The sequence below is a fragment of the Alkalihalobacillus deserti genome (assembly GCF_020734105.1).
Taxonomy (GTDB): domain Bacteria; phylum Bacillota; class Bacilli; order Bacillales; family Bacillaceae_D; genus Halalkalibacter; species Halalkalibacter deserti.
Map to the genome: position 1 here is coordinate 1 of NZ_JAJAFR010000026.1, position 22,182 is coordinate 22,182.

General features: G+C 37.4%; 13 protein-coding genes, 25 tRNA genes, 3 rRNA genes, 2 other RNA genes and 1 pseudogene. All 44 read right to left on the bottom strand.

All coding sequences use genetic code 11. The features are described from left to right. Positions 1 to 596 (bottom strand): 16S ribosomal RNA (locus tag LDX58_RS23140); the annotation flags it as partial. A 319-nt stretch (positions 597 to 915) separates the two neighbouring features. Further along, positions 916 to 1,000 (bottom strand) — tRNA-Leu (locus tag LDX58_RS23145). 17 nt (positions 1,001 to 1,017) lie between these two features. Continuing rightward, positions 1,018 to 1,093: transfer RNA gene (locus LDX58_RS23150), tRNA-Lys, on the bottom strand. Positions 1,094 to 1,244: 151 nt separating this feature from the next. Further along, a tRNA-Thr gene (locus LDX58_RS23155) sits at positions 1,245 to 1,320 on the bottom strand. Between the two features lie 5 nt (positions 1,321 to 1,325). Next, a tRNA-Phe gene (locus tag LDX58_RS23160) sits at positions 1,326 to 1,401 on the bottom strand. A 16-nt stretch (positions 1,402 to 1,417) separates the two neighbouring features. Beyond that, positions 1,418 to 1,494, bottom strand: a tRNA-Asp gene (locus LDX58_RS23165). An 11-nt stretch (positions 1,495 to 1,505) separates the two neighbouring features. Then, positions 1,506 to 1,579 (bottom strand) — tRNA-Met (locus LDX58_RS23170). Between the two features lie 38 nt (positions 1,580 to 1,617). Continuing rightward, positions 1,618 to 1,693, bottom strand: a tRNA-Val gene (locus tag LDX58_RS23175). 18 nt (positions 1,694 to 1,711) lie between these two features. After that, a tRNA-Glu gene (locus LDX58_RS23180) sits at positions 1,712 to 1,786 on the bottom strand. A gap of 10 nt (positions 1,787 to 1,796) precedes the next feature. Further along, positions 1,797 to 1,887, bottom strand: a tRNA-Ser gene (locus LDX58_RS23185). A 1-nt stretch (position 1,888) separates the two neighbouring features. Further along, positions 1,889 to 1,963, bottom strand: a tRNA-Asn gene (locus tag LDX58_RS23190). A gap of 3 nt (positions 1,964 to 1,966) precedes the next feature. After that, positions 1,967 to 2,043: transfer RNA gene (locus LDX58_RS23195), tRNA-Ile, on the bottom strand. A gap of 8 nt (positions 2,044 to 2,051) precedes the next feature. Then, a tRNA-Gly gene (locus tag LDX58_RS23200) sits at positions 2,052 to 2,125 on the bottom strand. A 15-nt stretch (positions 2,126 to 2,140) separates the two neighbouring features. Then, positions 2,141 to 2,217 (bottom strand) — tRNA-Pro (locus tag LDX58_RS23205). A 32-nt stretch (positions 2,218 to 2,249) separates the two neighbouring features. Beyond that, positions 2,250 to 2,326 (bottom strand) — tRNA-Arg (locus LDX58_RS23210). A 6-nt stretch (positions 2,327 to 2,332) separates the two neighbouring features. Further along, positions 2,333 to 2,421: transfer RNA gene (locus tag LDX58_RS23215), tRNA-Leu, on the bottom strand. Positions 2,422 to 2,438: 17 nt separating this feature from the next. Continuing rightward, a tRNA-Cys gene (locus tag LDX58_RS23220) sits at positions 2,439 to 2,509 on the bottom strand. Positions 2,510 to 2,522: 13 nt separating this feature from the next. After that, positions 2,523 to 2,594 (bottom strand) — tRNA-Gly (locus tag LDX58_RS23225). A gap of 2 nt (positions 2,595 to 2,596) precedes the next feature. Further along, positions 2,597 to 2,671: transfer RNA gene (locus tag LDX58_RS23230), tRNA-Gln, on the bottom strand. A 20-nt stretch (positions 2,672 to 2,691) separates the two neighbouring features. After that, positions 2,692 to 2,767, bottom strand: a tRNA-His gene (locus tag LDX58_RS23235). Positions 2,768 to 2,781: 14 nt separating this feature from the next. Beyond that, a tRNA-Trp gene (locus LDX58_RS23240) sits at positions 2,782 to 2,855 on the bottom strand. Between the two features lie 5 nt (positions 2,856 to 2,860). Next, positions 2,861 to 2,938 (bottom strand) — tRNA-Asp (locus LDX58_RS23245). Positions 2,939 to 2,946: 8 nt separating this feature from the next. Further along, positions 2,947 to 3,020: transfer RNA gene (locus tag LDX58_RS23250), tRNA-Met, on the bottom strand. A gap of 25 nt (positions 3,021 to 3,045) precedes the next feature. After that, positions 3,046 to 3,138, bottom strand: a tRNA-Ser gene (locus tag LDX58_RS23255). Positions 3,139 to 3,151: 13 nt separating this feature from the next. Next, positions 3,152 to 3,225: transfer RNA gene (locus tag LDX58_RS23260), tRNA-Ile, on the bottom strand. Positions 3,226 to 3,229: 4 nt separating this feature from the next. Then, positions 3,230 to 3,305, bottom strand: a tRNA-Ala gene (locus LDX58_RS23265). Positions 3,306 to 3,517: 212 nt separating this feature from the next. Next, a 5S ribosomal RNA gene (gene rrf / locus LDX58_RS23270) occupies positions 3,518 to 3,632 on the bottom strand. Between the two features lie 171 nt (positions 3,633 to 3,803). Beyond that, positions 3,804 to 4,068, bottom strand: an RNA gene (ffs, locus tag LDX58_RS23275) — signal recognition particle sRNA large type. A gap of 13 nt (positions 4,069 to 4,081) precedes the next feature. Next, positions 4,082 to 4,266: non-coding RNA, 6S RNA (gene ssrS, locus LDX58_RS23280), on the bottom strand. Between the two features lie 547 nt (positions 4,267 to 4,813). Next, positions 4,814 to 5,890 (bottom strand): alanine/ornithine racemase family PLP-dependent enzyme, encoded by a 1,077-nt coding sequence (locus LDX58_RS23285; protein WP_227939835.1) that lies wholly within the window; start codon positions 5,888 to 5,890, stop codon positions 4,814 to 4,816. Further along, a complete protein-coding gene (locus LDX58_RS23290) occupies positions 5,887 to 6,975 on the bottom strand; it encodes an N-acetyltransferase DgcN family protein (protein ID WP_227939838.1) in 1,089 nt (362 codons plus the stop codon). The genes LDX58_RS23285 and LDX58_RS23290 overlap by 4 nt, the downstream gene beginning before the upstream one ends. Positions 6,976 to 7,466: 491 nt before the next feature. Continuing rightward, positions 7,467 to 7,581: ribosomal RNA gene (rrf, locus tag LDX58_RS23295) — 5S ribosomal RNA — on the bottom strand. Between the two features lie 400 nt (positions 7,582 to 7,981). Further along, on the bottom strand, positions 7,982 to 8,125 hold the full coding sequence (locus LDX58_RS23300; RefSeq protein WP_227939840.1) for a biotin/lipoyl-containing protein: 144 nt from the start codon (positions 8,123 to 8,125) through the stop codon (positions 7,982 to 7,984). 100 nt (positions 8,126 to 8,225) lie between these two features. Then, positions 8,226 to 9,173, bottom strand: a complete 948-nt coding sequence (locus tag LDX58_RS23305) for a sugar ABC transporter substrate-binding protein (protein WP_227939842.1) — start codon at positions 9,171 to 9,173, stop codon at positions 8,226 to 8,228. A gap of 19 nt (positions 9,174 to 9,192) precedes the next feature. Beyond that, on the bottom strand, positions 9,193 to 11,250 hold the full coding sequence (locus tag LDX58_RS23310; RefSeq protein ID WP_227939844.1) for a response regulator: 2,058 nt from the start codon (positions 11,248 to 11,250) through the stop codon (positions 9,193 to 9,195). After that, entirely contained in the window at positions 11,192 to 12,022 is an 831-nt protein-coding gene (locus LDX58_RS23315) for a CheR family methyltransferase (RefSeq protein WP_227939846.1), read from the bottom strand. The genes LDX58_RS23310 and LDX58_RS23315 overlap by 59 nt, the downstream gene beginning before the upstream one ends. Before the next feature lie 27 nt (positions 12,023 to 12,049). Continuing rightward, the gene (locus LDX58_RS23320; RefSeq protein WP_227939848.1) at positions 12,050 to 14,788 is read right to left on the bottom strand and encodes a response regulator; all 2,739 of its coding nucleotides are present in this window, start codon (positions 14,786 to 14,788) and stop codon (positions 12,050 to 12,052) included. A gap of 846 nt (positions 14,789 to 15,634) precedes the next feature. Continuing rightward, positions 15,635 to 15,805 (bottom strand): hypothetical protein, encoded by a 171-nt coding sequence (locus tag LDX58_RS23325; protein ID WP_227939849.1) that lies wholly within the window; start codon positions 15,803 to 15,805, stop codon positions 15,635 to 15,637. A gap of 297 nt (positions 15,806 to 16,102) precedes the next feature. Next, on the bottom strand, positions 16,103 to 16,291 hold the full coding sequence (locus LDX58_RS23330; RefSeq protein ID WP_227939851.1) for a hypothetical protein: 189 nt from the start codon (positions 16,289 to 16,291) through the stop codon (positions 16,103 to 16,105). A gap of 677 nt (positions 16,292 to 16,968) precedes the next feature. Continuing rightward, a complete protein-coding gene (locus tag LDX58_RS23335) occupies positions 16,969 to 19,050 on the bottom strand; it encodes a HAMP domain-containing sensor histidine kinase (protein WP_227939854.1) in 2,082 nt (693 codons plus the stop codon). Next, positions 19,025 to 19,711 carry a response regulator transcription factor gene (locus LDX58_RS23340; protein WP_227939856.1) on the bottom strand — a complete coding sequence of 229 codons (687 nt, stop codon included), beginning with the start codon at positions 19,709 to 19,711 and terminating at the stop codon, positions 19,025 to 19,027. Before LDX58_RS23340 ends, LDX58_RS23335 begins: the two co-directional genes overlap by 26 nt. A 340-nt stretch (positions 19,712 to 20,051) precedes the next feature. Further along, positions 20,052 to 21,235, bottom strand: a pseudogene (locus tag LDX58_RS23345) (IS4 family transposase). 38 nt (positions 21,236 to 21,273) lie between these two features. Further along, positions 21,274 to 21,423: a hypothetical protein gene (locus LDX58_RS23350; protein WP_227939858.1), complete on the bottom strand. Its 150-nt coding sequence runs from the start codon at positions 21,421 to 21,423 to the stop codon at positions 21,274 to 21,276. A 488-nt stretch (positions 21,424 to 21,911) separates the two neighbouring features. Beyond that, positions 21,912 to 22,160 (bottom strand): VOC family protein, encoded by a 249-nt coding sequence (locus tag LDX58_RS26525; RefSeq protein WP_308017603.1) that lies wholly within the window; start codon positions 22,158 to 22,160, stop codon positions 21,912 to 21,914. Positions 22,161 to 22,182: the final 22 nt, after the last annotated feature.

Genomic DNA, 22,182 nt, shown 5'->3' on the forward strand with positions numbered 1-22,182 from the left:
ACCGCCTGCGCGCGCTTTACGCCCAATAATTCCGGACAACGCTTGCCACCTACGTATTACCGCGGCTGCTGGCACGTAGTTAGCCGTGGCTTTCTGGTTAGGTACCGTCAAGGTACCGCCCTATTCGAACGATACTTGTTCTTCCCTAACAACAGAGCTTTACGATCCGAAAACCTTCATCACTCACGCGGCGTTGCTCCGTCAGACTTTCGTCCATTGCGGAAGATTCCCTACTGCTGCCTCCCGTAGGAGTCTGGGCCGTGTCTCAGTCCCAGTGTGGCCGATCACCCTCTCAGGTCGGCTACGCATCGTCGCCTTGGTAAGCCATTACCTTACCAACTAGCTAATGCGCCGCGGGCCCATCCCGTAGTGATAGCCAGAGCCATCTTTTATTCTAAAACCATGAGATTCTAGAAATCATCCGGTATTAGCACCGATTTCTCGATGTTATCCCGATCTACAGGGCAGGTTGCCCACGTGTTACTCACCCGTCCGCCGCTAACCTCTAGGAGCAAGCTCCCATTGGTTCGCTCGACTTGCATGTATTAGGCACGCCGCCAGCGTTCGTCCTGAGCCAGGATCAAACTCTCCATAAAAGTGTTTGAGTTGCTTCACGTAAGTGTTGCAACAAAGCTCAAGTTATATATCACGCTAGCGATATAACAATGTAATTTTGCTAAATTACTAAAAATTGACGAGATAATCATGTTATCTCTTTTCGCTTGGCTTTTGTTCAGTTTTCAAAGAACTATTTAACTTTCTTGCAAGCACTTAATTAGTATGACATACAATTAAGTTCTGCGCAACTACCTTAAAAGTATAAATCTCCACTCTTCAGCAGCGATAATAAATATTATAACATCTCAACCTTGAAAAAAGCAAGATTTTTACCGCAATAACATTACTGGCAATAATTGGTGCGGGTGAAGGGAGTCGAACCCCCACGTCATAAGACACTAGATCCTAAGTCTAGCGCGTCTGCCAATTCCGCCACACCCGCATATTTATTAAACTATATGGTGAGCCATGAAGGATTCGAACCTTCGACCCTCTGATTAAAAGTCAGATGCTCTACCAACTGAGCTAATGGCTCTTGAAGTTAAATTATGTTGCTTACGGACGATGAATTGCTTCGAAGTCTCCCCTGTTTCTTCCTCTACCAGCTTAGCTACATCGCTTGCTGTGTCGGAACAACTCATAGTATTTCAAGGAGAATTGCTCGTAACTGAGCTAATGTCTCGAAATGGTGCCAGCCAGAGGACTTGAACCCCCAACCTACTGATTACAAGTCAGTTGCTCTACCAATTGAGCTAGGCCGGCATGAATGGTGGCTCAGGACGGAATCGAACCGCCGACACATGGATTTTCAGTCCATTGCTCTACCGACTGAGCTACTGAGCCAATTTTTAAATATAAATGGCGGTCCGGACGGGACTCGAACCCGCGACCTCCTGCGTGACAGGCAGGCATTCTAACCAACTGAACTACCGGACCATTAATGGTAATTGCGGGGGGCGGATTTGAACCACCGACCTTCGGGTTATGAGCCCGACGAGCTACCAGACTGCTCCACCCCGCGTCATTATAAAAATTGCAGATGTTATATTTAAATAAATATGGTGGAGGATGACGGGATCGAACCGCCGACCCCCTGCTTGTAAGGCAGGTGCTCTCCCAGCTGAGCTAATCCTCCAACTATATTTGAAACTAATGGTGACCCGTACGGGATTCGAACCCGTGTTACCGCCGTGAAAGGGCGGTGTCTTAACCGCTTGACCAACGGGCCATCTAAAAAATGGCGGAGAAGGAGGGATTTGAACCCTCGCGCCGCGTAAACGACCTACACCCTTAGCAGGGGCGCCCCTTCAGCCACTTGGGTACTTCTCCATGGCTCCACAGGTAGGACTCGAACCTACGACCGATCGGTTAACAGCCGATTGCTCTACCACTGAGCTACTGTGGAATATGGTGGGCCTAAGTGGACTCGAACCACCGACCTCACGCTTATCAGGCGTGCGCTCTAACCAGCTGAGCTATAGGCCCTCAATTATTGGAGCGGGTGATGAGAATCGAACTCACATCATCAGCTTGGAAGGCTGAGGTTTTACCACTAAACTACACCCGCATATAAATAAAATGATGGTCGGGAAGACAGGATTTGAACCTGCGACCCCCTGGTCCCAAACCAGGTGCTCTACCAAGCTGAGCCACTTCCCGATAGCATTAATTGCTCTTGTCCAAAAATATAATGGTGCGCCCTGAGAGATTCGAACTCCCGACCCTTTGATTCGAAGTCAAATACTCTATCCAGCTGAGCTAAGGGCGCATTATATGGTGCCGAGGGCCGGACTTGAACCGGCACGATAGTCACCTACCGCAGGATTTTAAGTCCTGTGTGTCTGCCAATTCCACCACCCCGGCAAGGTAAAAACTCATAAAGGCGGTACCCGGATTTGAACCGGGGATAAAGGTTTTGCAGACCCGCGCCTTACCACTTGGCTATACCGCCACTTTAAAGAAAGAGCGGAAGACGAGATTCGAACTCGCGACCCCCACCTTGGCAAGGTGGTGTTCTACCACTGAACTACTTCCGCATTGGCTGGGCTAGCTGGATTCGAACCAACGCATGACGGAATCAAAATCCGTTGCCTTACCGCTTGGCGATAGCCCAATATAAGAAGTAAAAAATAATGGGGCGACTGATGGGAATTGAACCCACGAATGCCGGAATCACAATCCGGTGCGTTAACCACTTCGCCACAATCGCCATGTACAGTTAATTGGCAGGGGCAGTAGGAATCGAACCCACATCGGAGGTTTTGGAGACCTCTGTTCTACCGTTAAACTATGCCCCTAAAAATGGCAGTCCAGACGGGACTCGAACCCGCGACCTCCTGCGTGACAGGCAGGCAATCTAACCAACTGAACTACCGGAAATTTTCGGTATTGCGGGGGGCGGATTTGAACCGCCGACCTTCGGGTTATGAGCCCGACGAGCTACCAGACTGCTCCACCCCGCGTCGTTATATAGTATTCTCTAAATAATGGAGGAGGAAGAGGGATTCGAACCCCCGCGCGGTTTAACCCGCCTGTCGGTTTTCAAGACCGATCCCTTCAGCCAGACTTGGGTATTCCTCCATATTATGTTAGGTGGACCCTGTAGGACTCGAACCTACGACCAATCGGTTATGAGCCGACCGCTCTAACCAACTGAGCTAAAAGTCCAAATTGGTGGAGCCTAGCGGGATCGAACCGCTGACCTCCTGCGTGCAAGGCAGGCGCTCTCCCAGCTGAGCTAAGGCCCCAGAACAAACACCATTCGGTTAATGATGATTATTTTATATAATGTATCGCCACCAACAATTAACACTATATCACATAAAACAATTCCGCGCAACTATATTAACGAATGTTTTTAAATCGAATTGCAAAAATTCTCAACGGAATAAATAATTTATCATATCCTTACTTCTATTTGAATATATTTCAAGCAAAAAAATTAATAAATATATACAATGCCTGGCAACGTCCTACTCTCACAGGGGGAAACCCCAACTACCATTGGCGCAAAGGAGCTTAACGACCGTGTTCGGCATGGGAACGAGTGTGACCTCTTTGCTATCGCCACCAGACTATGAGATATTTTTTTAAAAAATATCTCTTGAACATTAGATTGTTAATAGATCACTTTAAAGATACTTCTCTCAAAATTAGATAATCCATATTAAAAACATTATCATATTTATTAAAAATATGACGTCCTCACAACTGCTTAAAACCATAATATATTTAAATAGTTATAACCGTGCACCTTTCATTGATACGGTCACATAAGTGTAACTAATGTAGCCAGCTCAATCAGGGCTATCTACGGCACACAGAATGGTCTACTTATGGCTGCTCCCTTCCGGACCTGACCAGTTTCATAGGTTTCTGTTGCGTAGACCCCGATAGTCATCACCGCTTGCATAAGGCAAACCTTACATGAACCGTACCGCTGAATGGAATTCAACCCCGCTAAGGCGGATTGCGGGTTACAGGGCACCGCCAACTCCCCATCTAGCACGGTATGTATAAAAAATCAATTCCCATCTATGCCGTCACCCTAGCTGTTTTTTGAACCCGCTCTAAGCAGGTGGGTTTCCGCATATTAACTTCTTGCAATCCTGAATAAATGACAGGCATAGCATCAGTTAACAAATGTAAGAATCCCTTTAAAACAATACGGCTTAAAACAAATAAGGTTTACGCACATCATAGGATATGTCTCTTCACCACTCATTGGCTACATCTATTATAATAACAAAAATATTATTTCTGCGCAACTATTTAGTTCTATTTCTTCTTTCCAATCTCTTACAAAAATATTATGGAACAACCAGTTGTTAACAGCGACAAGTAATACTATACCACGATAAATAATTCTACGCAATAGATAATTTGGAATTAATTTTTTCGGCTAGATTTAATAACTCAACATAATTAGTTCTGACTATCAACTGATATTTCATTAATAGCAGTTTCCTTTTGTCTTTTAACTCCCCCTCAAAACTCGAAATGTAATTCAGCCAACCTATTTGAAAAAGATAGATAAAGAAGAAATCATCAAATCTACTACTATAATCGGGAGCAAGGAAATAGATACACCTATCGCGATACTGTTTCCTAAAATGAAGAGCAAGGTCGTACCGAATATGGTAGCAAAGGATTGAATTTTACTGCCTAACTAGGTTTATTGTTTTTTTCAATTAAATTGAATAAGGCACTTTTCCTAAAACGGAAAAGTGCCTTATTGGTAAAAGTACTCATTGTTTTAAATAATGTTACTGTACTTTTTATATACGTAAGGGGAAGTCATTATCGAAAGAAGCGCACCGTAGTTCAGATTGAAAGTTACTTCATCTCCTACCATTAGGTTACTTTTTTTTGCATCAAATACAGTATGATCGCTGCTTGAACCAAGAATATCAATATCCAACGTCGGTATTAGTCCAGCCACCATTACGTCTTGACTCCCTACTCCAATAATAATTCTACTTATTTGACCGCGATCTCGAAATTTTGGAAAGACCCCAAATGCATTCTGACCTATTTCTCCATAAGGTATAGAAGGTTTTGTTTTCGATTCAATAATTTCGGTAACGAAAGTGAACGCGTCAGTATACAATTCTGGAATTGCCATTCGATTTAAGGTTTCACGTCCTAAATAAATAGATTCACCCAACCGTAAGTTGTTTACTTTTCCAACACTTTCAGAAGTCATAAACCAATTATAATTGGCTGAATTTCCACCCGATACATATGAAAGAGGAAGAGAAAATTTTGCTTCAACTCTGCTAGCCAGTTTAGAAAAATCGTTCATTTTTTGTTTGCTTGGTTTGACTCCTCCAAAACAAGCAAAATTCACACCTATACCTACAATTTCAATCCCTTGAAGGGTCAACACCTCTTGAATAAAAGTCTCAAGATTTGCGGGCATGATCCCTTCTCTTAAATCTCCCATTTCGATCATTAGAATAATCTTCTGCACGGTGTTATATTGCAAAGCGGCTTCAGATAATTTTTTAATAACGAAAAGTTCGGTGTTAATGCTAATATCGGCATTTTTTATTACCGAATCAATCTCACTTAAAGCAGGCGCTCTTAATAGAACAAAATTTGCCTTTATTCCTGCATCACGCATTTTTTTGAGATTTACCAATTTTGAATCTGCGAGCATGCGAATCCCCTGGTCCAATAAGATATTTGCTATTTCTGGAGATCCGCAAACCGTTTTTGTAACGCCCATTATCTCAATATTTTTAGAGCCGTATATTTCAACTAGCTTCGCAGCATTATGTGCAATTTTTGCAAGGTTGATTTCGACCCGTGGTGTAATAGACTGGGTCAATTAAATAATACTTTTTTCTGTTTACTTTTCAAACCAGGGTAAGCATCAAAGATACTTGCGATCAGTTTGTCGCACCCGAATTTGAGAGCATCCGTCGTCGGAAGCTTAAGATCCTCTTCATATTCTGAAATGGTTGTTGTAAGTTCTTTATCAGACATGTTTTCATGGTTGATAGTAACCGCAATCACTTTTGCTTTTGAAAAGTTTTCAATGAGATCGATCTCGCTTTTTACCGTTGGCATTTCTATATAACTGAAATCACCTAAATGTAGTCGTTTAGGTGCGTGCTGAATGATAACCGCCCCAGGTCTCGATCCCCTTATTATCCCGCACGAACTTATATAAGCAGGATGACTTAATGCCCCTTGACCTTCAACGATGATAATATCTGGATTATCGTTTTCATACGCTTTCATAATTTGGTTCTCAATCTCACCTGTCATAAACTGAGATGGAATAGCATCAATGGCAACACCGTATTTTGCGCCTTGAATTAACCCCGTTTGTCCAGTTGCAATAAAAGCGACATTTAAGCCTTTTCCTAGTAAAGCATCTTCTAGCAGCACCGACGTTGTTCGCTTGCCTATTGCACTATCCGTGCCTAATACGGCTACGATAGGTGTATCGATATTTAAGATCCTCCCTGAAAAAAGATGCATATCCTTTTTTTGCGGAGGCTTTCTAACGTCAAGGATCGTGACATCAAACTGTTTAGCATGATTTATAAATTCTTCATCATCTGTAAAAAATTCATGAAGTGGGTTAACAATATTCATCCCTAGTTCCATTGCTCTAAAAAGGAGATTTCTCTCATCTTCTTTCAAAAAAGCCTCAGAAGGAGCTATTCCGTAAATAAAATGATCAGGGACACTCTGTAAATTTTCACATACATGTGTAAGGCTCTTGAAGATAGGAATTCCATTTTTTTCTCCTATAAGGCATTCACCCGCATCCATTCCAACCTTTGTACTATCAATTACTCCGACAATCTCATATTTCCTTGAGCTTCTAACCAGTCCATTGGCTGTCTTCCCATCCATTTTTCCAAAATTATTTTCACAATATACTATTGCTGTTTCTTTCAAAAGGCCTTCCTCCTAAAATCTATTTTTACTGCATCTCCGCGTAAAAGAGATTTTACATTTTTGGTCAAGGAATCAATACCTATCCCATATAGAAATAGCCTATAAGTTTAAAAATGTAGTTTCTTTCAGAATATATAAAATATTCATACGTGTTTACAAGTATAGCATAGTTAACAACAAGTATTTTTTTTATTTTCCAAAGACATGTGATATAAACTAATATTTACAGGAAAAGGAGGATTTACATGCTTTTTTATTGATATAGTGTTTGAGTTAAAATGGAAAGACTTCTTTTTATACAGAACCGTAAAGATATACTAAATAAAATAAGAGTAAGTCTATTTATCCCTCTACATGAAAAAAACTTTTCTACAAAAGTTTCTCACTTGTTTAAGTACCAATATTTTAAACAATCGACCAATCATTAAATATTTTTTTGGGAAATTTCTTAACGAACGAAAAAAAGACAACCCTAAAGGATTGTCTTTTTTGCTTGGCAACGTCTTACTCTCCAGGGGGAAGCCCCCAACTACCATCAGCGCTGAAGAGCTTAACGACCGTGTTCGGCATGGGAACGGGTGTGACCTCTTCGCTATCGCCACCAGACTTAATATATTGAACATCGGATTCTCTTAACAAGTATCGTAGTTCACATTTGAGATGGTTCTCTCAAAACTAGATAATGCAAATTAAAACGTATCAAGAATTACATATTGGATAAGCCCTCGGCCGATTAGTATCTGTTAGCTCCACACCAGCACCGTTTATTCGATCTCAATCCTTCAACTCTAGGATTGCTGAATCGCTTTTATCACTTCAAACACTTCCAGTCCCAAAATTCATTCTCCCAAGCACGAATCTCCCTCATATGATCGTGCCGTTTTGAATCAATCATAAACATATCACAACTTCACTAAGGATTATACGTTGCCTTCCTAGAAATAGAAGCTACTCACTTAGGACATAATCTTTTTTGAAGAGTTCACATACATTTCAAATCTCCTGTTTATATTGCTTCGCCATTTGTTACATAAATCTCTTTAACCTCTCCATTAAATGGTGCTTGAACTATTGTTTCCATCTGCATTGTTTCTGGAATGATAAGATGATCTCCTTCGACGACTAATAACTTTAGGACCGTCCAAGGCATAGATACACCTATATGTTTCAGATTCCCTTTATCGGATTTCACTTTTGTTACAGCAAAGATTTTACATTATTATCTTTAATGATCACTTTGGTAAGCTACATCAATTCAACAAACCCTTTAAAAAATTTAGCCTCTGTTTAGCATTCCCTTTAATAATAATATCTACACCACAATCGATATTTTTTTCAACCCTTTCTCCTCTTGATACTTTTAATGCTGTTTCTACGCTTAAGTATCCCATATCATAAGGATTCTGTGCGACCGTACCAGGAATTTTTCCCTCTTCGATCAATTCTATCATTTCAATAATCCCATCTGCTCCTGTGACTGGAATAGAAAGGCCATGTTCCTCAATAACTTTAAATACTTGTAAGGCTATCTCATCATTTGTAGCTATAACCCCTTTTATATTAGGGTGATCCTTGAGGATCTCTTCCATCGCTTCTTTAATCGGTGTTGGCTCATTTGATAAACTCAATTTAACTGTTGCAATGTCAATTTGGACAGCCTCTAAGCTATTTATGGCTCCTCCTATCCGTTCAATTGAAACAGGACTTTCCCCATCTCCTCCAATAACTGCCACTTTATCCCCAGGCTGTAGTTGTGATGCTAATAATGCCCCTGATTTTCTCCCTAAATCAAAGTTATTAGTTCCAATATATGCCGTTTTTTGTTCCCAAGGGTCATCTGTATCTAGTAACAATACCGGAATATTATTTTCAACGAATTCATCTAAAATCGGAATAATCATCGGAGCATAAGTTGGAGAAACGACCAAAACATCAGGGCTATCTTTAAGGATGCCTCGCAACAGTTTGCTTTGCTCCTCACCAGATCCTTTAATCGGTGCAACCACTTTTCCATCTACCCGAAAATCACGAAATCCTTTTTCCGCTCCCGCTTTTACAATTTCCCAATACTGAGAATTTAAGTCTTTAAGTACGAAAACGACTTTGGGTTTTTCATCTGCAAACGGTTTTGATATATAGCCTATTAAGATTGTAAAAATAATGACACCAATAAAAATAATAATCGATTTTTTTTTCAACGTTCCTCCTCCTCTTTTTTTACTTACATTCTATCCGTTTAAAACAAACAGAAAAAATTGTCCCCTTTTCTCCTGTATCAATATGAATATCAGCATGATGACGTTTAGCTACACTATAGCAAATGGCTAGCCCCAATCCCGTACCTTCTTCCTTCGTAGTAAAGAAAGGGGTCCCCATTTTTTCTAATACTTCTGGTCTAATACCAACTCCTTGATCTTTCACCTCTAACACCACGTTTTGTTCATCCGTATACGTCTTGATCGACAGCTCTCCGCTAGAAGACATGGCATCAAGCCCATTTAATGCTATATTTAAAATGATTTGACGAATTTCTTTTTGATCTAATAAAAGGTCAGGACAAGGTTTTAAATTAATAATGGCATGTTTGCTGCAACGGAGCGCTTCTGCTTGGATGAGTGGAAATAAATTTTCAATAATCGTATTTAAATTTTGCATTTTTTTATTACTCACTTTATCCTTCGCCAAAGTGAGAAATTCAGTAATAATAGAATTAGCTCGATTTAATTCTTGCAACATTAAATCAATTATCTCGATAGGTAATTCATCACGGTCATTCCTTACCAGCTGCAGAAAGCCATGAACCGTTGTCATAGGATTACGAATCTCATGAGCTATTCCAGCAGCCATTTCACCAATTAAATTCAAGCGATCTAAACGAAAAATTTCTTTTTCCAAAACAACGGTTTCAGTAATGTCAGTTAATACAATTAGAGCACATGGTTCAAGATGAACATCTATCATTTCCGTCGATAATAGCCCCGCTCGAACCTCGCCACCTTTCGTTATATAACTAACTTTCAAATTACGAACAGGTAAGTCTAATTCAACCAAATCTCCACTTAACTCTTCTACTATATTAAGAACACCAAGCTTCTCATTTTTTAACTCATCATAACTGTATTCGGTAGCATTCACCCAGCTCGTATTCATATCTATAAGAATGTCTTCTTTGAGGGAATAAATGGCTATTAAAGATGGACTTGACTCAAAAATAGTTCGAAACCGTTCATTAGAGGTAAACAGGAAATCAGCCATTTTTTTCCGCTCCGTAATTTCCTTCTGAAGTCTTTCATTAGCAAATTCTAGATCTAATGTACGCTCCGACACAAGATGTTCTAAATTATTAAATTGCTGCTTTTTTACTTCCTCCATCTCCTTTCTTTCGGTAATATCTCGAATCGTACAGACAAAAATTCGTTGACCTTCAACTGTTACTTCTACAACTTGAATATCAGCAGGAAATCGAGTTTCATCTTTACGTAAAGCAACAGATTCAACCACTCTTCCTACCGCTTCCTCAATTAACGAAAAAAGAAGATAAGGCGATCCCTTCCCTTTATCTCCCTTTACGTTTAAAAAGAGCTTGACAACATGCTGACCAAATAAATCATCATCTGTATATCCGAACATTTTTGTTGCGGCTGGATTTACTGAAAGAATATAGCCTTGCTCATTAAAGGTAACAATGGTGTCCATTAACGTCTCACTAATTGCCTGTGTTAGTGCTTCCGACCGACGCAAGTCGAAAGTAGCGCGATCTAGCTTTTGGTTGACTTCCTTGAGTTCAAACGTCCGTTCTAATTCATTCTGGATCATCTTCTCCTGGTGCTTCTGATGTATCCTGACAAACTGCTCTATCTTCTGCTTCAATGTTTCCGGTTGAAAAGGCTTAAAAATATAATCAATAGCGCCGACAGAATATCCATGTTGCACATGCTCAACGTCTTGACTAATCGCTGTTATAAAGATAATGGGAATATCTTTTGTTTTCTCTCTCCCTTTAATTATTTTTGCAATTTCAAAACCATTAAGGCCAGGCATCTGGACGTCTAATAAAATCACTGCGAAATCTTGTTTAAGCATATACTTTAACGCTTCTTTCCCTGAGGTTACGCTAACCAAATTGTAGTTAGGAGACGTAAGTACAGCTTCCAATGCTAGTAGATTTTCAGGATGATCATCTACCATTAGAATATTTACTTTTTTGATAGGAGTACTATTTCCATTTACGGTAGAGTTTTTCTTTTGAGTCAAATCCTTCGAAAAAGTTTTCATAACTTGAAAAACCAATCCCCTCTCTTTTACCTAGTCCAAGAAACCCTCGTAATCTAAGACTTTCATACAGTAGTTGATGAACCTTATTTTGCAGATTCTTATTAAAATAGATCAGAACATTCCTGCAAATGATTAGATCAAACTCGTTGAACGACTGATCAGAGACAAGGCTATGCTCGGCAAACACAATGTTTTTCTTAAGAAAAGATTGGAAGACAACTCTATTTCCAACCGCCTTATAATACTCTGAAAAGGCTCTCTCCCCCCCTGATTCGAAGTAATTCTTAGTATAAAGCTGCATCCCATCAATTGAACAAATTCCTTGCTTTGCTTTTTCTAAAATATGGGTATTAATATCCGTTGCATATATTTGAGTTTTTTCATAGATTCCCTCTTCATATAAGAGGATAGCCATTGAATAAACTTCCTCCCCAGTTGAACAACCGACATGCCATATCCGAATGGAGGGATTTTCCCTGAGTAAAGGGATTACCTTTGTTCGTATGGACTTAAAGAACGAGGGATCACGAAACATCTCCGTTACATTGATTGAAAAGTCAGCAAACAATCTCTCCATCACTTCCGGATTGTGAAGTACCTTTTCTTGTAGAGCTGAAATAGTTGAGAGCTTCTCATTACGAACGCGAAACCAGATCCTTCTTTGAATAAAAGGTAGGGCATAATTTCTAAAATCATAACCATAATAGCGGTAGATCGCTTCAAGTAATAGTTCTATTTCAATTTTTTCCAACTCACTTATTTGATTTTGCATTGCAGTTGTGTTCGCGATCTTTATTCCCTACTTTCTGTATAACCATACTTGTATGAGCGATAGTAACTGATCAACGTTTATCGGTTTACTAATATAATCTGTTGCTCCAGCCTCTAAACATTCATCCCGATTATGTTTCATCGCCTTTGCCGTGACAGCTATAATCGGTAAAGATTTATAGTCAGGAAGCTTCCGGATTCTGCGGATTGCCTCGAATCCATCCATCTGAGGCATCATGATGTCCATTAGAATTAAATCAGTATCAGGATTTCTTAATAGTTCCTCTATTCCTTCTCGACCGTTTTCAGCATAAATGATTTCCATTTCATACTTTTCAAGCGCTGACGTTAAAGCGAAAACATTACGAGTATCATCATCGACTATAAGAATTTTCTTATCCCTTAACAACGATTTCTTTTGTCGAATTATACTAATTTCTTCTTCATTCAAGTTGCCTTGATCTTCATTTTCCTTCTCTAAATAAAGTTCTACCTCAAGGCCAGCTGCGATTTCCTGATTAAACGGAATATCCTCAACCGTTTCGACTGACTGATAGTATGGGATAGACAATATAAAGCTACTTCCTTTGCCTTCTTCACTGTCTATTTTAATAGAACCACCTAATAAATAAGCAATCTCTCTACTAATAGATAAACCTAATCCCGTACCTCCATATTGACGACTTGTCGTTCCATCAGCTTGCCTAAACGCATCAAAAATAGTAGTTTGCTTTTCTTTTGCTATTCCAATTCCAGTATCAATAACTGAAAACACTAGCATCTTCTGTGTTTGGTCTACATCCAACATCCGTTTCTCTTGAATCACCAATGTCACACTTCCATGTTCGGTAAATTTAAATGCATTCGAGATTAAATTTTTCAGAATTTGTTGTAAACGATGCTCATCTGTAAAGATATTCTCCGGTACATTTGACTCCACTTGAATGGAAAAGGAAACGTTCTTTTGTCTAGCAACAGGTGAAAACTGGCGATATACAAACTGTTGAATATTTTTTATCTTAACCTCTTTAGGAATCACTTCTAACTTGCCAGATTCTACCTTGGCCAAGTCCAAAATGTCGTTAATCAAATGAAGTAGATCATGACCTGAGGAATAAATGGTTCGAACATATTCCTCTTGTTTAGGCGTAAGATTATTATCGCCATTTTCCGAAAGGATTTTTGCTAATATTAATAAACTGTTAAGAGGTGTTCTGAGCTCATGTGACATATTAGCCAGAAATTCAGATTTATATTGAGAACTTAGTTCGAGTTGCTGTGCTTTTTCTTCTAATGCCTCGCGAACTTTCTCTAACTCTTTCTTCTTTTGCTCAGACGTCTCATATTGCTCCTCAAGCTTTTCATTCGTTGTCCTTAATTCCTCTTGTTGCACTTGTAGTTCTTCCGATTGGGTTTGAAGCTCTTCTGTTAACGCTTGCGATTCTTGTAAGAGCTTTTCTGCCTTCACATGGTTCGCGATGCTTTCCATCGTAATCCCAATGTTACTAATAACCTCTTCTAGTAGTTTTACTTGAGAATTACTAAATGTACTGAAGGTAGCGATTTCAATAACACCCATTACATTGCCTTCGAATTGTACAGGTAAAATGATGCTGGTTTTTGGTTTAGCCACTCCAATACCAGATTGAACCTTTATAAAGTCAGTTGGAATTTCATCTAATAAGATCGGACGCTTCTCAATAGCACATTGGCCAATCAAACCTTGTCCCATTTGAACGATTTGTTCATACCCCTTGCCTTCTCCAGAAATAGCATAAGTAGCACTTCTCTTAAAATATTCTTTATCTCCTTCTACTTCCTTTCTATAGAAGACACCCCAGCTGCCCCCTACCATAGGAACAACTTTCCTTATGACCATTTCGGTCAGCATCTGTACATTTTTAATTTCCGGAAACATCGTAGCTATTTCCGCAATTCTTGTTTTAAGCCAACTCTGCTCTTCTGCCTCCTCTTTTAATTCTTTCTCGATTTTGCTCTGTTCCTCTAATGTATAAGCCATTTTGTTAAAAGCACGAGCAATAGCACCAAATTCGTCTTTCGAAGCAATTTTGATCCTAGGTAATGTGGCTACATCATCATTCTTAACACTTTGCATAACAGAAGTTACATGATTAAGATTTTTTGTAATACTTTTAATCACCCATATCGTTAAGCTAATGAAAAGGACTAATCCTACAGCCAAGTATATGTAAATAATTTTAACAGCCCAGTTATAAGCATCTCTTGATCTAAAAAGCTCATTTTTTAACTCTTGTTCTTGTAACCCATTAAGTATTCCACTAATTTGAAGCATCCTCTGTCTTGTGAGCTCTGCTTCCTCCCATAATCCTGTTTGCATTTCAGATTCCAAACTTTGGATCGTAATAATCTGTTGAGCCCTATATTGATAAGATTGATGGAGTGTCTTGAATTTCGCAATTAATTCTTGTGACTTTTCCTGAGTATCCTTTTTCTCAAGTGACTCTATCGCTAGTTTCAGATTAACGTGAGATTTCTCCCATGCATTCAACGCTTCTTGATTAACAGTCCCAGTAGGACCAGCTGCCGTCTCTCTCAACTGCCGACCAATATTAGCCACCTCATACTTAATATCTGTACTCATTTCAATTCGTTCATTCAAATTTTGAACAAGTACATGCATATTTACCGTTGATTGTTCAAGTAAATTTAGTAAAACAACGACTATAATGGCAATTAACACTAAGATTGAACCTAAACTTGTATAAAGCTTCGTTCTAAATTTCATAACGCCTCCGTCTTAAACCAAGTATTGTTTTAAAGTAACTAACTTTTTCATAGTGTATTTTTAATTTTCTGCAAATTAAAAATAAAAAAACGACAATTTTTTCAAAGACTATTCAATATATTACTCCAAATCATTGTAAACAGCTACCCATTAATGAGTTTTATAGGGAATTTATTTATAATTTGTCGTAAAAAGTATTAGCCTATTATATTATCAGTTACAAATCCAAGTTAAAGTGAATTTAAAACTTTATGGCTAATGCAAAAAAACCTTTTCCTGAGGGGAAAGCTTTATAAATTGTAGTTAGAAAGTTTTTGTCCAACATGATTCGATATGATGGGCTAGCCACCTGGATCAACTGCCCCTACAAGATCAGCCCCATTTTCATAGCTTCTGCATCACATCAAATGATCTAGAAAAAATTAACCCTTGTGAGGAAAAGCAACTATTTCCATTTCCATTTTTCCACTAAATTCTTCACGCACTTGCAACAATGCTTCCAGATGCTTCATACAATAATGATCGCTATTAATAATACACGAGTTATCTTTTTATAATTAAATGTGGTCGGGGTAACAAACCTCCTCTCCTTTTAATAATTATACTTATTTGAATATTCATTGGTTAATTTTGGGTAGCACTCTTATTGCGCTACTTGCTTAATAGTTTAATAACCCATAATACTTTATTTTTATCTTAACATCAATTTCCTTTTACTTGGGCTGAAATAGAAAAGCGTTCCTCCAATCCTGAAGAAACGCGCTCGTTACTTTAATAAGCAAAATAAAATTTATTCAATAACATGCCAGTTTGCTGAAGATTGAGGCTAAGCTTTTGACCATTTTATTAATATTCATCATATATATCGTCAGCATTTTCGAATCGAATTTCCTCAGAATTTAACGTACCCATTTTATCACTTCGATCCTCCCTATTACCTGGTAGGTTATCTTCTGGGACTAATTCTTGATTATCTCTAAAAACTGTTTTTTGTTTCTTCTTATCATTGACGGTCATCTTACCACTCCTATTGATTGTTGTATGAATAGTTATTATATCCAGAGTTTTAAGTTCCATCCTAACCACGATCTAGAGTTTATTGGGCTTACTATAAGCCGTTTGTTTGCGCAGTAGTTTTAGATACAACTGTTAAAAGTTTATTTTTTCTAAACCAGCACAATTTGTTGCCTTCTCTATTAGTTCAAGCATAAGTGGTTTTCCTAATCTCTGTCGTCGATCTGCTACTACATAATCTCGAAAACCATTCAAATTTAACCAAACTAAAAAGCACCCTTTATGGATGCCTTCCTTTCATTATTTAACATCTTCAATTTTCACACTTAAAACATTATCTAAATTAACTATCTCTGTACTTGATACTTCATACCACCTAAATTTTTTAATTTGTTCCTTTATTCCCGCCAGCCCTCGTCCTGGAGCTAGTTCATAACACGCTGTTTTGCCATTTACATATTCAAATGTAACATAATAACTTTTTACCATTACTAATCATCTCCCTTTTATTTACTATATGTTCTATATAGGAAAAAGAGTTCTATAGCGTTCCCTGCTGAATTTGAACCAGCAATTTACTTAGTCGGGGGAATCACTAGTTGCTCAAGGAATTGGGCTAAGGAGACAAAAAAAATAAGCACCAATTTTTTTTGTATTTACGTAAGATGAAGTAACTCTTTTTGAGCTTTTCTTCAACTAACGGCATCCGTTAATTTAAGTATAATTCTTCACAAACTATTTACATAAAAATAGAAAAGAAAGATCCATATCTGCCATTAATGACACATGCTCGTCCTTTAATTCTTGCAGTAGAGCACTTAATACCATTCGAAGCCTCCGTCGTCAAATCCCTCCTCCTTCTTCCTTCCCCATCACCCATGAGTATTATCATCTATGATGGAATCGATCGTATCATATTAACTCTTCTTAAAGAATATGCCAAAAGCATCGATAACTTTGTGATGATAATCACTTTAAAAGACATGGTTCAGACCTTCGTAATTATAGTAAAAGAGGAATGTTAAATAACATTCCTCTTTCTTTTCTACTTTTTTATTCAACAAAAATGCTCTTTTGTTCGATAACTCCCTAAGTAAATACTAATTTTAGATTGCACCTTCCAGACACTTGATGATATCCTTATCCAATCGTTTTGCAATTATCAATCACTCATTACTAAATTTATACTTAGGTAAGTGGATACTAGCCTTAAATAAATCGCCGTCAACGTGGATGTTAAATCTCCCCATTTGGATTTCAATTAGGTTCGCGATGGATAAGCCGAGTCCACTGCCTTGGCTAGTTCTGGATTCATCCCCTCTTTTAAAGCGTTCCATTAATTCGTCTGCTGAGATATTTAACTCCGTTGCTGAAATATTTTTGAAGGTAAGAAGCATTTCGTTGCCCAAATCCTCGATATCTATATATACCCTTGATCCATCGGCTGCATAATTAAATATATTTGATAATAAGTTCTCTATGGATCGCCACAATAATTTTCCATCTGCTGTAATATAGAGCTTATCCTTTGGATAATTCATCTTAAATTCTAAATCCATTGCTTGAATTTTGTCATTTACTTCCCCTAGACCTTGGGTAATTAAAGATACGATATCAATTTTCTCATAAGTAACGGGAATATTTCCGCTAGAAGCCTTTGCTGCTTCAAATAAATCATCGGTTAATATTTTTAGCCTTTTCGATTTTTGCTCTAGTACTTCAATATATTCTTCGGTCTTTGATGAGTCCTTTTCATTTTTTAATAGATCAACATAAGTAATAATTGAAGTTAAAGGAGTTCTAATATCATGTGATACATTGGTAATGAGTTCCGTTTTTAACCGCTCACTTTTGAGTTCACTATCTACTGCTTTTTTCAATCCATCAGTAATGCTGTTAATATTAGAAGCAAGCCTTCCAAATTCTCCTGTTCCACTCACTTCGATTCGATGTTGAAGATTTCCATCTTTTATTGTTTCTACCCCTTCCTGTAATGCTTTAAAGGCCTTGATCTTTTTGTAGGCAAACCAGGCTGCTATACCAATGGTTACCGGAAACATGAAGAACGTTAAAGCAACTAATATCGGGTAAGCGATTACGATTAGTACCGTCTTTACGCCTACACTTCCGCTTCTATATACATCTCCTACGAATTTAACTAAGTTATAGAATAGATTAAAGATCAATGTATGCTTGAAAAATGTTTTATTTTTGAAATGCTTCACAAGTGACAGAAACAGTACTAATCCAACGATGGTAATAGGAACAGTTATTGGTATGAGGAATATAGTAATCTTTTCAAATAGCTCATCTACCAACGAAACCCAAAGTGGTATAAGAAGGATACCTATTACAATCTTTATATCATTGTAAATCCTATCTATTGTGTATAAGTGCAACTCTTGATCCTTAAATGACTTTCTTCCTATTACAAGTACGAGATAGAAAAATGAAAGAATAAATCCTGTTAAGAATCCTACTAATTTATATAAGTTTTTTGTGACAATCGCTTTGTTTTCATGCCATTCTTTTGTTTTAGAATCTAAAAATTCTTCCGTAAAGGCAACATAAATAATCGTGTTTTCTGGATCCAATCGATCTATGTGTTGTGTTAACCCATATAAATACTCATTTTCTTTCAGTTCGTTCGGAAAAATCTCTTGTTTATAATTCTCAAATATCATATAGGAAGGGTAGTTTTCAAACTTCTTTTTTTCTGTCATTGTCGTGTTTGTAAAAACATTTGTGCCATCACTTGCATAAAACAATGGTACCTCGTACTCTTCTAGATTTTGCATAAGCAAATGATATTCTTTTAAATCATTCTTAATCATCTTTTCCTTTGCCTGGGAGATTTCGTCAACATATTCTTGCTTAAACATTTCATGATTTTTCTCTTTAGTTAACTCAGGATTATAACTTTTAGAATGGAACTTAAAATCTGAAAATAAGTTTTCTTCTACATTTCTCCATTCATCCTCACCAATGGTTCCGCCACTCAAAATATGGTCCTCATTCTTATATTCCTCTAAAAGGATTGTGAGGTTACCGACGAGGCTGTCACTTTCCTGTACATATGACCTACTTTTAAAATAATGGTCTTCCATCACGATACTAAAATCGCCGTCATTTTCAACAACTACTTCAACGAAAGCCTTCATTACACCTGTCAAACAGATTGCAGCAATAATAAAAACAACGACTTTTGTTATGAATAAATGGCTATATTTTTCCAACTTTATATCCAATCCCCCACACCACCTTCAAATATTTTGGTTCTTTCGGATTTATTTCAATTTTCTCTCTGATTTTTCTTATATGAACAGATACCGTATTTTCTGGACTATGGGCCGGTTCGTTCCATACCTTCTCATAAATTTCTTCAATGGAGAATACTTTACCTGCGTTTTCAGTCAGTAGCTTTAGGATCTTATATTGCACTGGTGTAACATGAACTTCTACCTCATCGACTGTAATTGTTTTACTTTCATCATCGATAATTAGTCCCCCTGTTTGAAATACATTACTCCTAGTTTCAAGACCTCCTAATGATGTATATCTTCTCAGCTGTGACTTAACTCTTGCTATCAGTTCCAAGGGATTATACGGCTTGATAATATAGTCATCTGCTCCAAAATTTAATCCTAATATCTTATCCGAATCCTCAGATTTTGCAGAAAGGAAGATCAAGGGTATATTACTTTTTTCTCTAATTTTCATGGTAGCTCTGATACCATCCATCTTAGGCATCATCACATCCATGATAATAAGATGAATCTCATGATCTTCAATTACTTCTATAGCTTCTAGTCCATTAAAAGCTTTGAATATTTGATAGCCTTCATTTTCTAAATAGATCCCTATTGCATCTACAATTGCTTTATCATCATCACAAACCAAGATGTTCATGAAATTTCCTCCTAAATATGATTTTAAACATTGGATATCATCACCTCTTTATTATTCGTTCTAAGGGAATGATATCAACAAAATCTTAACAAATAATTAATGCAATTCTTAAGATTTTCTTAGTATTTTAAAAGATTAAATAAAAAGTTGGTCAACTGTAAGTTTACTCGAATTAAATAATCAAAAGTTATGATATAAATTGATAAACGCCAAACTTAAATTTAGTTTGGCGTTCTCAATCCTTTAACATATATAAAATATTACTAACATCTTAGGAATATTTTTTACGTACAAAACCAATTAAAATCTTATTTTTTATTTTTTAAAATTACTGTAAAAGTTAATACCCAAACAAAAGGTTCCATCTATTTGGTATATATTTACAATAGACTGATGGGACGACAATACTTTGTTCATAAAGGATGGATTTTCCCTCAATTTTCCGCAGCCAACTAGATGCTGGTTTCCGCAAAGCAGCCCTTAAATAACGACTAAGTTGCAAGATTTTACGCTTACTTTTCGTTTCGAGCTGTACGAGAACATGGAGGCAAAAGACGATCAGTGCAATAAACACTTGATTGTGAATCGCCCGTTCGCTTTGACCGTAGAACTTTTTGATTTTGAGATGCTGTTTAATCCATTTGAAAAATAATTCAATCGCCCAGCACGATTTGTACATCTCTGAAATTTCCTCGGCACTCAAATCAAAACGATTTGTGATCAAGTGTAGTTCATTTCCTTTTGAATCAAGTACTTTTAGTAATCGAAAAAAGTTTTCTGAACGATTTTGCGACGTGCCAATTAACACCATTTGATCCGACAAAACTGAGGTATCTTCTTCTAGTTTGAAGTCATACATTTCCCTTATGACGGCGTTCTTTCGTAGTCTTGATAAGAAAAAATAACCTTCATCTGTCATGCGGTCAAAACGTTCATAATCAAGATAGCCACGGTCAAACACATACATGCATTTCTTGTCATCTACCAGTACTTCAAGTTGACCACGATCATGTTCTCTCGCGGTTGTCAGCACGGCTTTTTCTGGATAAGATGTTCCTTTTTCCATAAATACAAGCCGCAGATGTACCTTTACACCCGCCTTTGTCTTGCGGAATTTTGCCCACCGATGATTCGTCAAATTGAGTGGCAATGTGCTTGAATCGATGATTTTTAAGGGCATCATGAGTTTGGTAGCATGCGTTTTTATATGAATTTGAGTACTAAATCAAGGAAAAGTAGCTGGAAGATATCTGGATTCATGCCGTTTAATCGACGTGACAGCTGTGAAATGCTAATGGAATCAAGATCAACGCCTATTTGAAGCTGGTCTTCAAATAGGGAATCGCCCAATACGTGTAGACTTTCGATTTCTTGGAGCTGCGCAAAAAGTAATAATTTCAAGAAAATATCTGTCGTTAATTTTTTCGTATAGCGATCTAATTTCATTGTTTTCACATTTCCTTCAAAAACTTGAAGCTTAATCGGTGAAAACCATTGTCCAAAAAAGCCGGCAATAGCAGCCAGCCCATCAAGTATTACAATCCGATAGTTGATACAAATGCCTAATCTTCCATAAAGATACGTGCGTAGTATTCCGTTTCTTCATCTAATCTGTTGTCTTTTTTCAATTCCTCAAGAGTTTCTTTTCGGTCATCTTCAATCACTTGAAAACTACCTGATACATTTGGTGTTTTCCCTTTGTTTTTATCCATACTTTCACTCCTACATTTCATCTTATTTATATTACGGTATTCATTTTCCTTTTCATTTTGTGCTTAATTTATCACTTTATTCGAATGACTCATAATGATTTCTTCTTAAGCTTACCTGCTCTTATATGTAGTATGATTTCCCACTGTATTCAACGTAAGTAAAGATAAGAAAAAGACTAAATTTGCAGCATTATATAGTAAGTATTATAGTTATTAACGTTAACAAACATAGGACTTATATAACTCTGTGTTAGCAATTACTTAGGCTTGTTTCAGCGACTTCACCTAACTTCATACTTATTAATAAGAAGGTATCAATTCACGAAAAAAATTCTGTTACAAGAATTTACTTTTGAAAATTAAAAAGCCAACCGATACCATTTTTATCAGTTACATTGGCATGTAATGCTCCCCAGAATGTTTCTTGTAGTTCTAGTGAAGCATGCCCATCAACAATAAGTGAATTATAAACCTTTCTAATTTCACTCTCATTTTTCAAGCTCCAGTGTTATTTTGACGTTGTCTCCCTTATTTACACTTCCAAAAGTATCAGAAAAATGAATAACACTTTCTCCGAGATGCAATTCAGCATGTAGAATTTTATCCTCGTGATCCTTGAACATTTCAATACCGTCAGCTAACTGAACATTCTTTATACCGCCGCCAAATATACCTTGATAAAATTTCATTTCCTCTTTGCAATTTTCTATAAATAAGTAAGGGTTTGCACTTTTCATTTGTTCTTTCCTCCTAAGATAA

Coding starts and splice junctions, on each gene's coding strand:
- LDX58_RS23350 (WP_227939858.1), bottom strand. CDS start 21,423: ATGGATAAAAACAAAGGGAAAACACCAAATGTATCAGGTAGTTTTCAA.
- LDX58_RS23320 (WP_227939848.1), bottom strand. CDS start 14,788: ATGAAATTTAGAACGAAGCTTTATACAAGTTTAGGTTCAATCTTAGTG.
- LDX58_RS23300 (WP_227939840.1), bottom strand. CDS start 8,125: ATGCCTTGGACGGTCCTAAAGTTATTAGTCGTCGAAGGAGATCATCTT.
- LDX58_RS23325 (WP_227939849.1), bottom strand. CDS start 15,805: ATGACCGTCAATGATAAGAAGAAACAAAAAACAGTTTTTAGAGATAAT.
- LDX58_RS23340 (WP_227939856.1), bottom strand. CDS start 19,711: ATGAACATCTTGGTTTGTGATGATGATAAAGCAATTGTAGATGCAATA.
- LDX58_RS23315 (WP_227939846.1), bottom strand. CDS start 12,022: ATGCAAAATCAAATAAGTGAGTTGGAAAAAATTGAAATAGAACTATTA.
- LDX58_RS23310 (WP_227939844.1), bottom strand. CDS start 11,250: ATGAAAACTTTTTCGAAGGATTTGACTCAAAAGAAAAACTCTACCGTA.
- LDX58_RS26525 (WP_308017603.1), bottom strand. CDS start 22,160: ATGAAAAGTGCAAACCCTTACTTATTTATAGAAAATTGCAAAGAGGAA.
- LDX58_RS23330 (WP_227939851.1), bottom strand. CDS start 16,291: ATGGTAAAAAGTTATTATGTTACATTTGAATATGTAAATGGCAAAACA.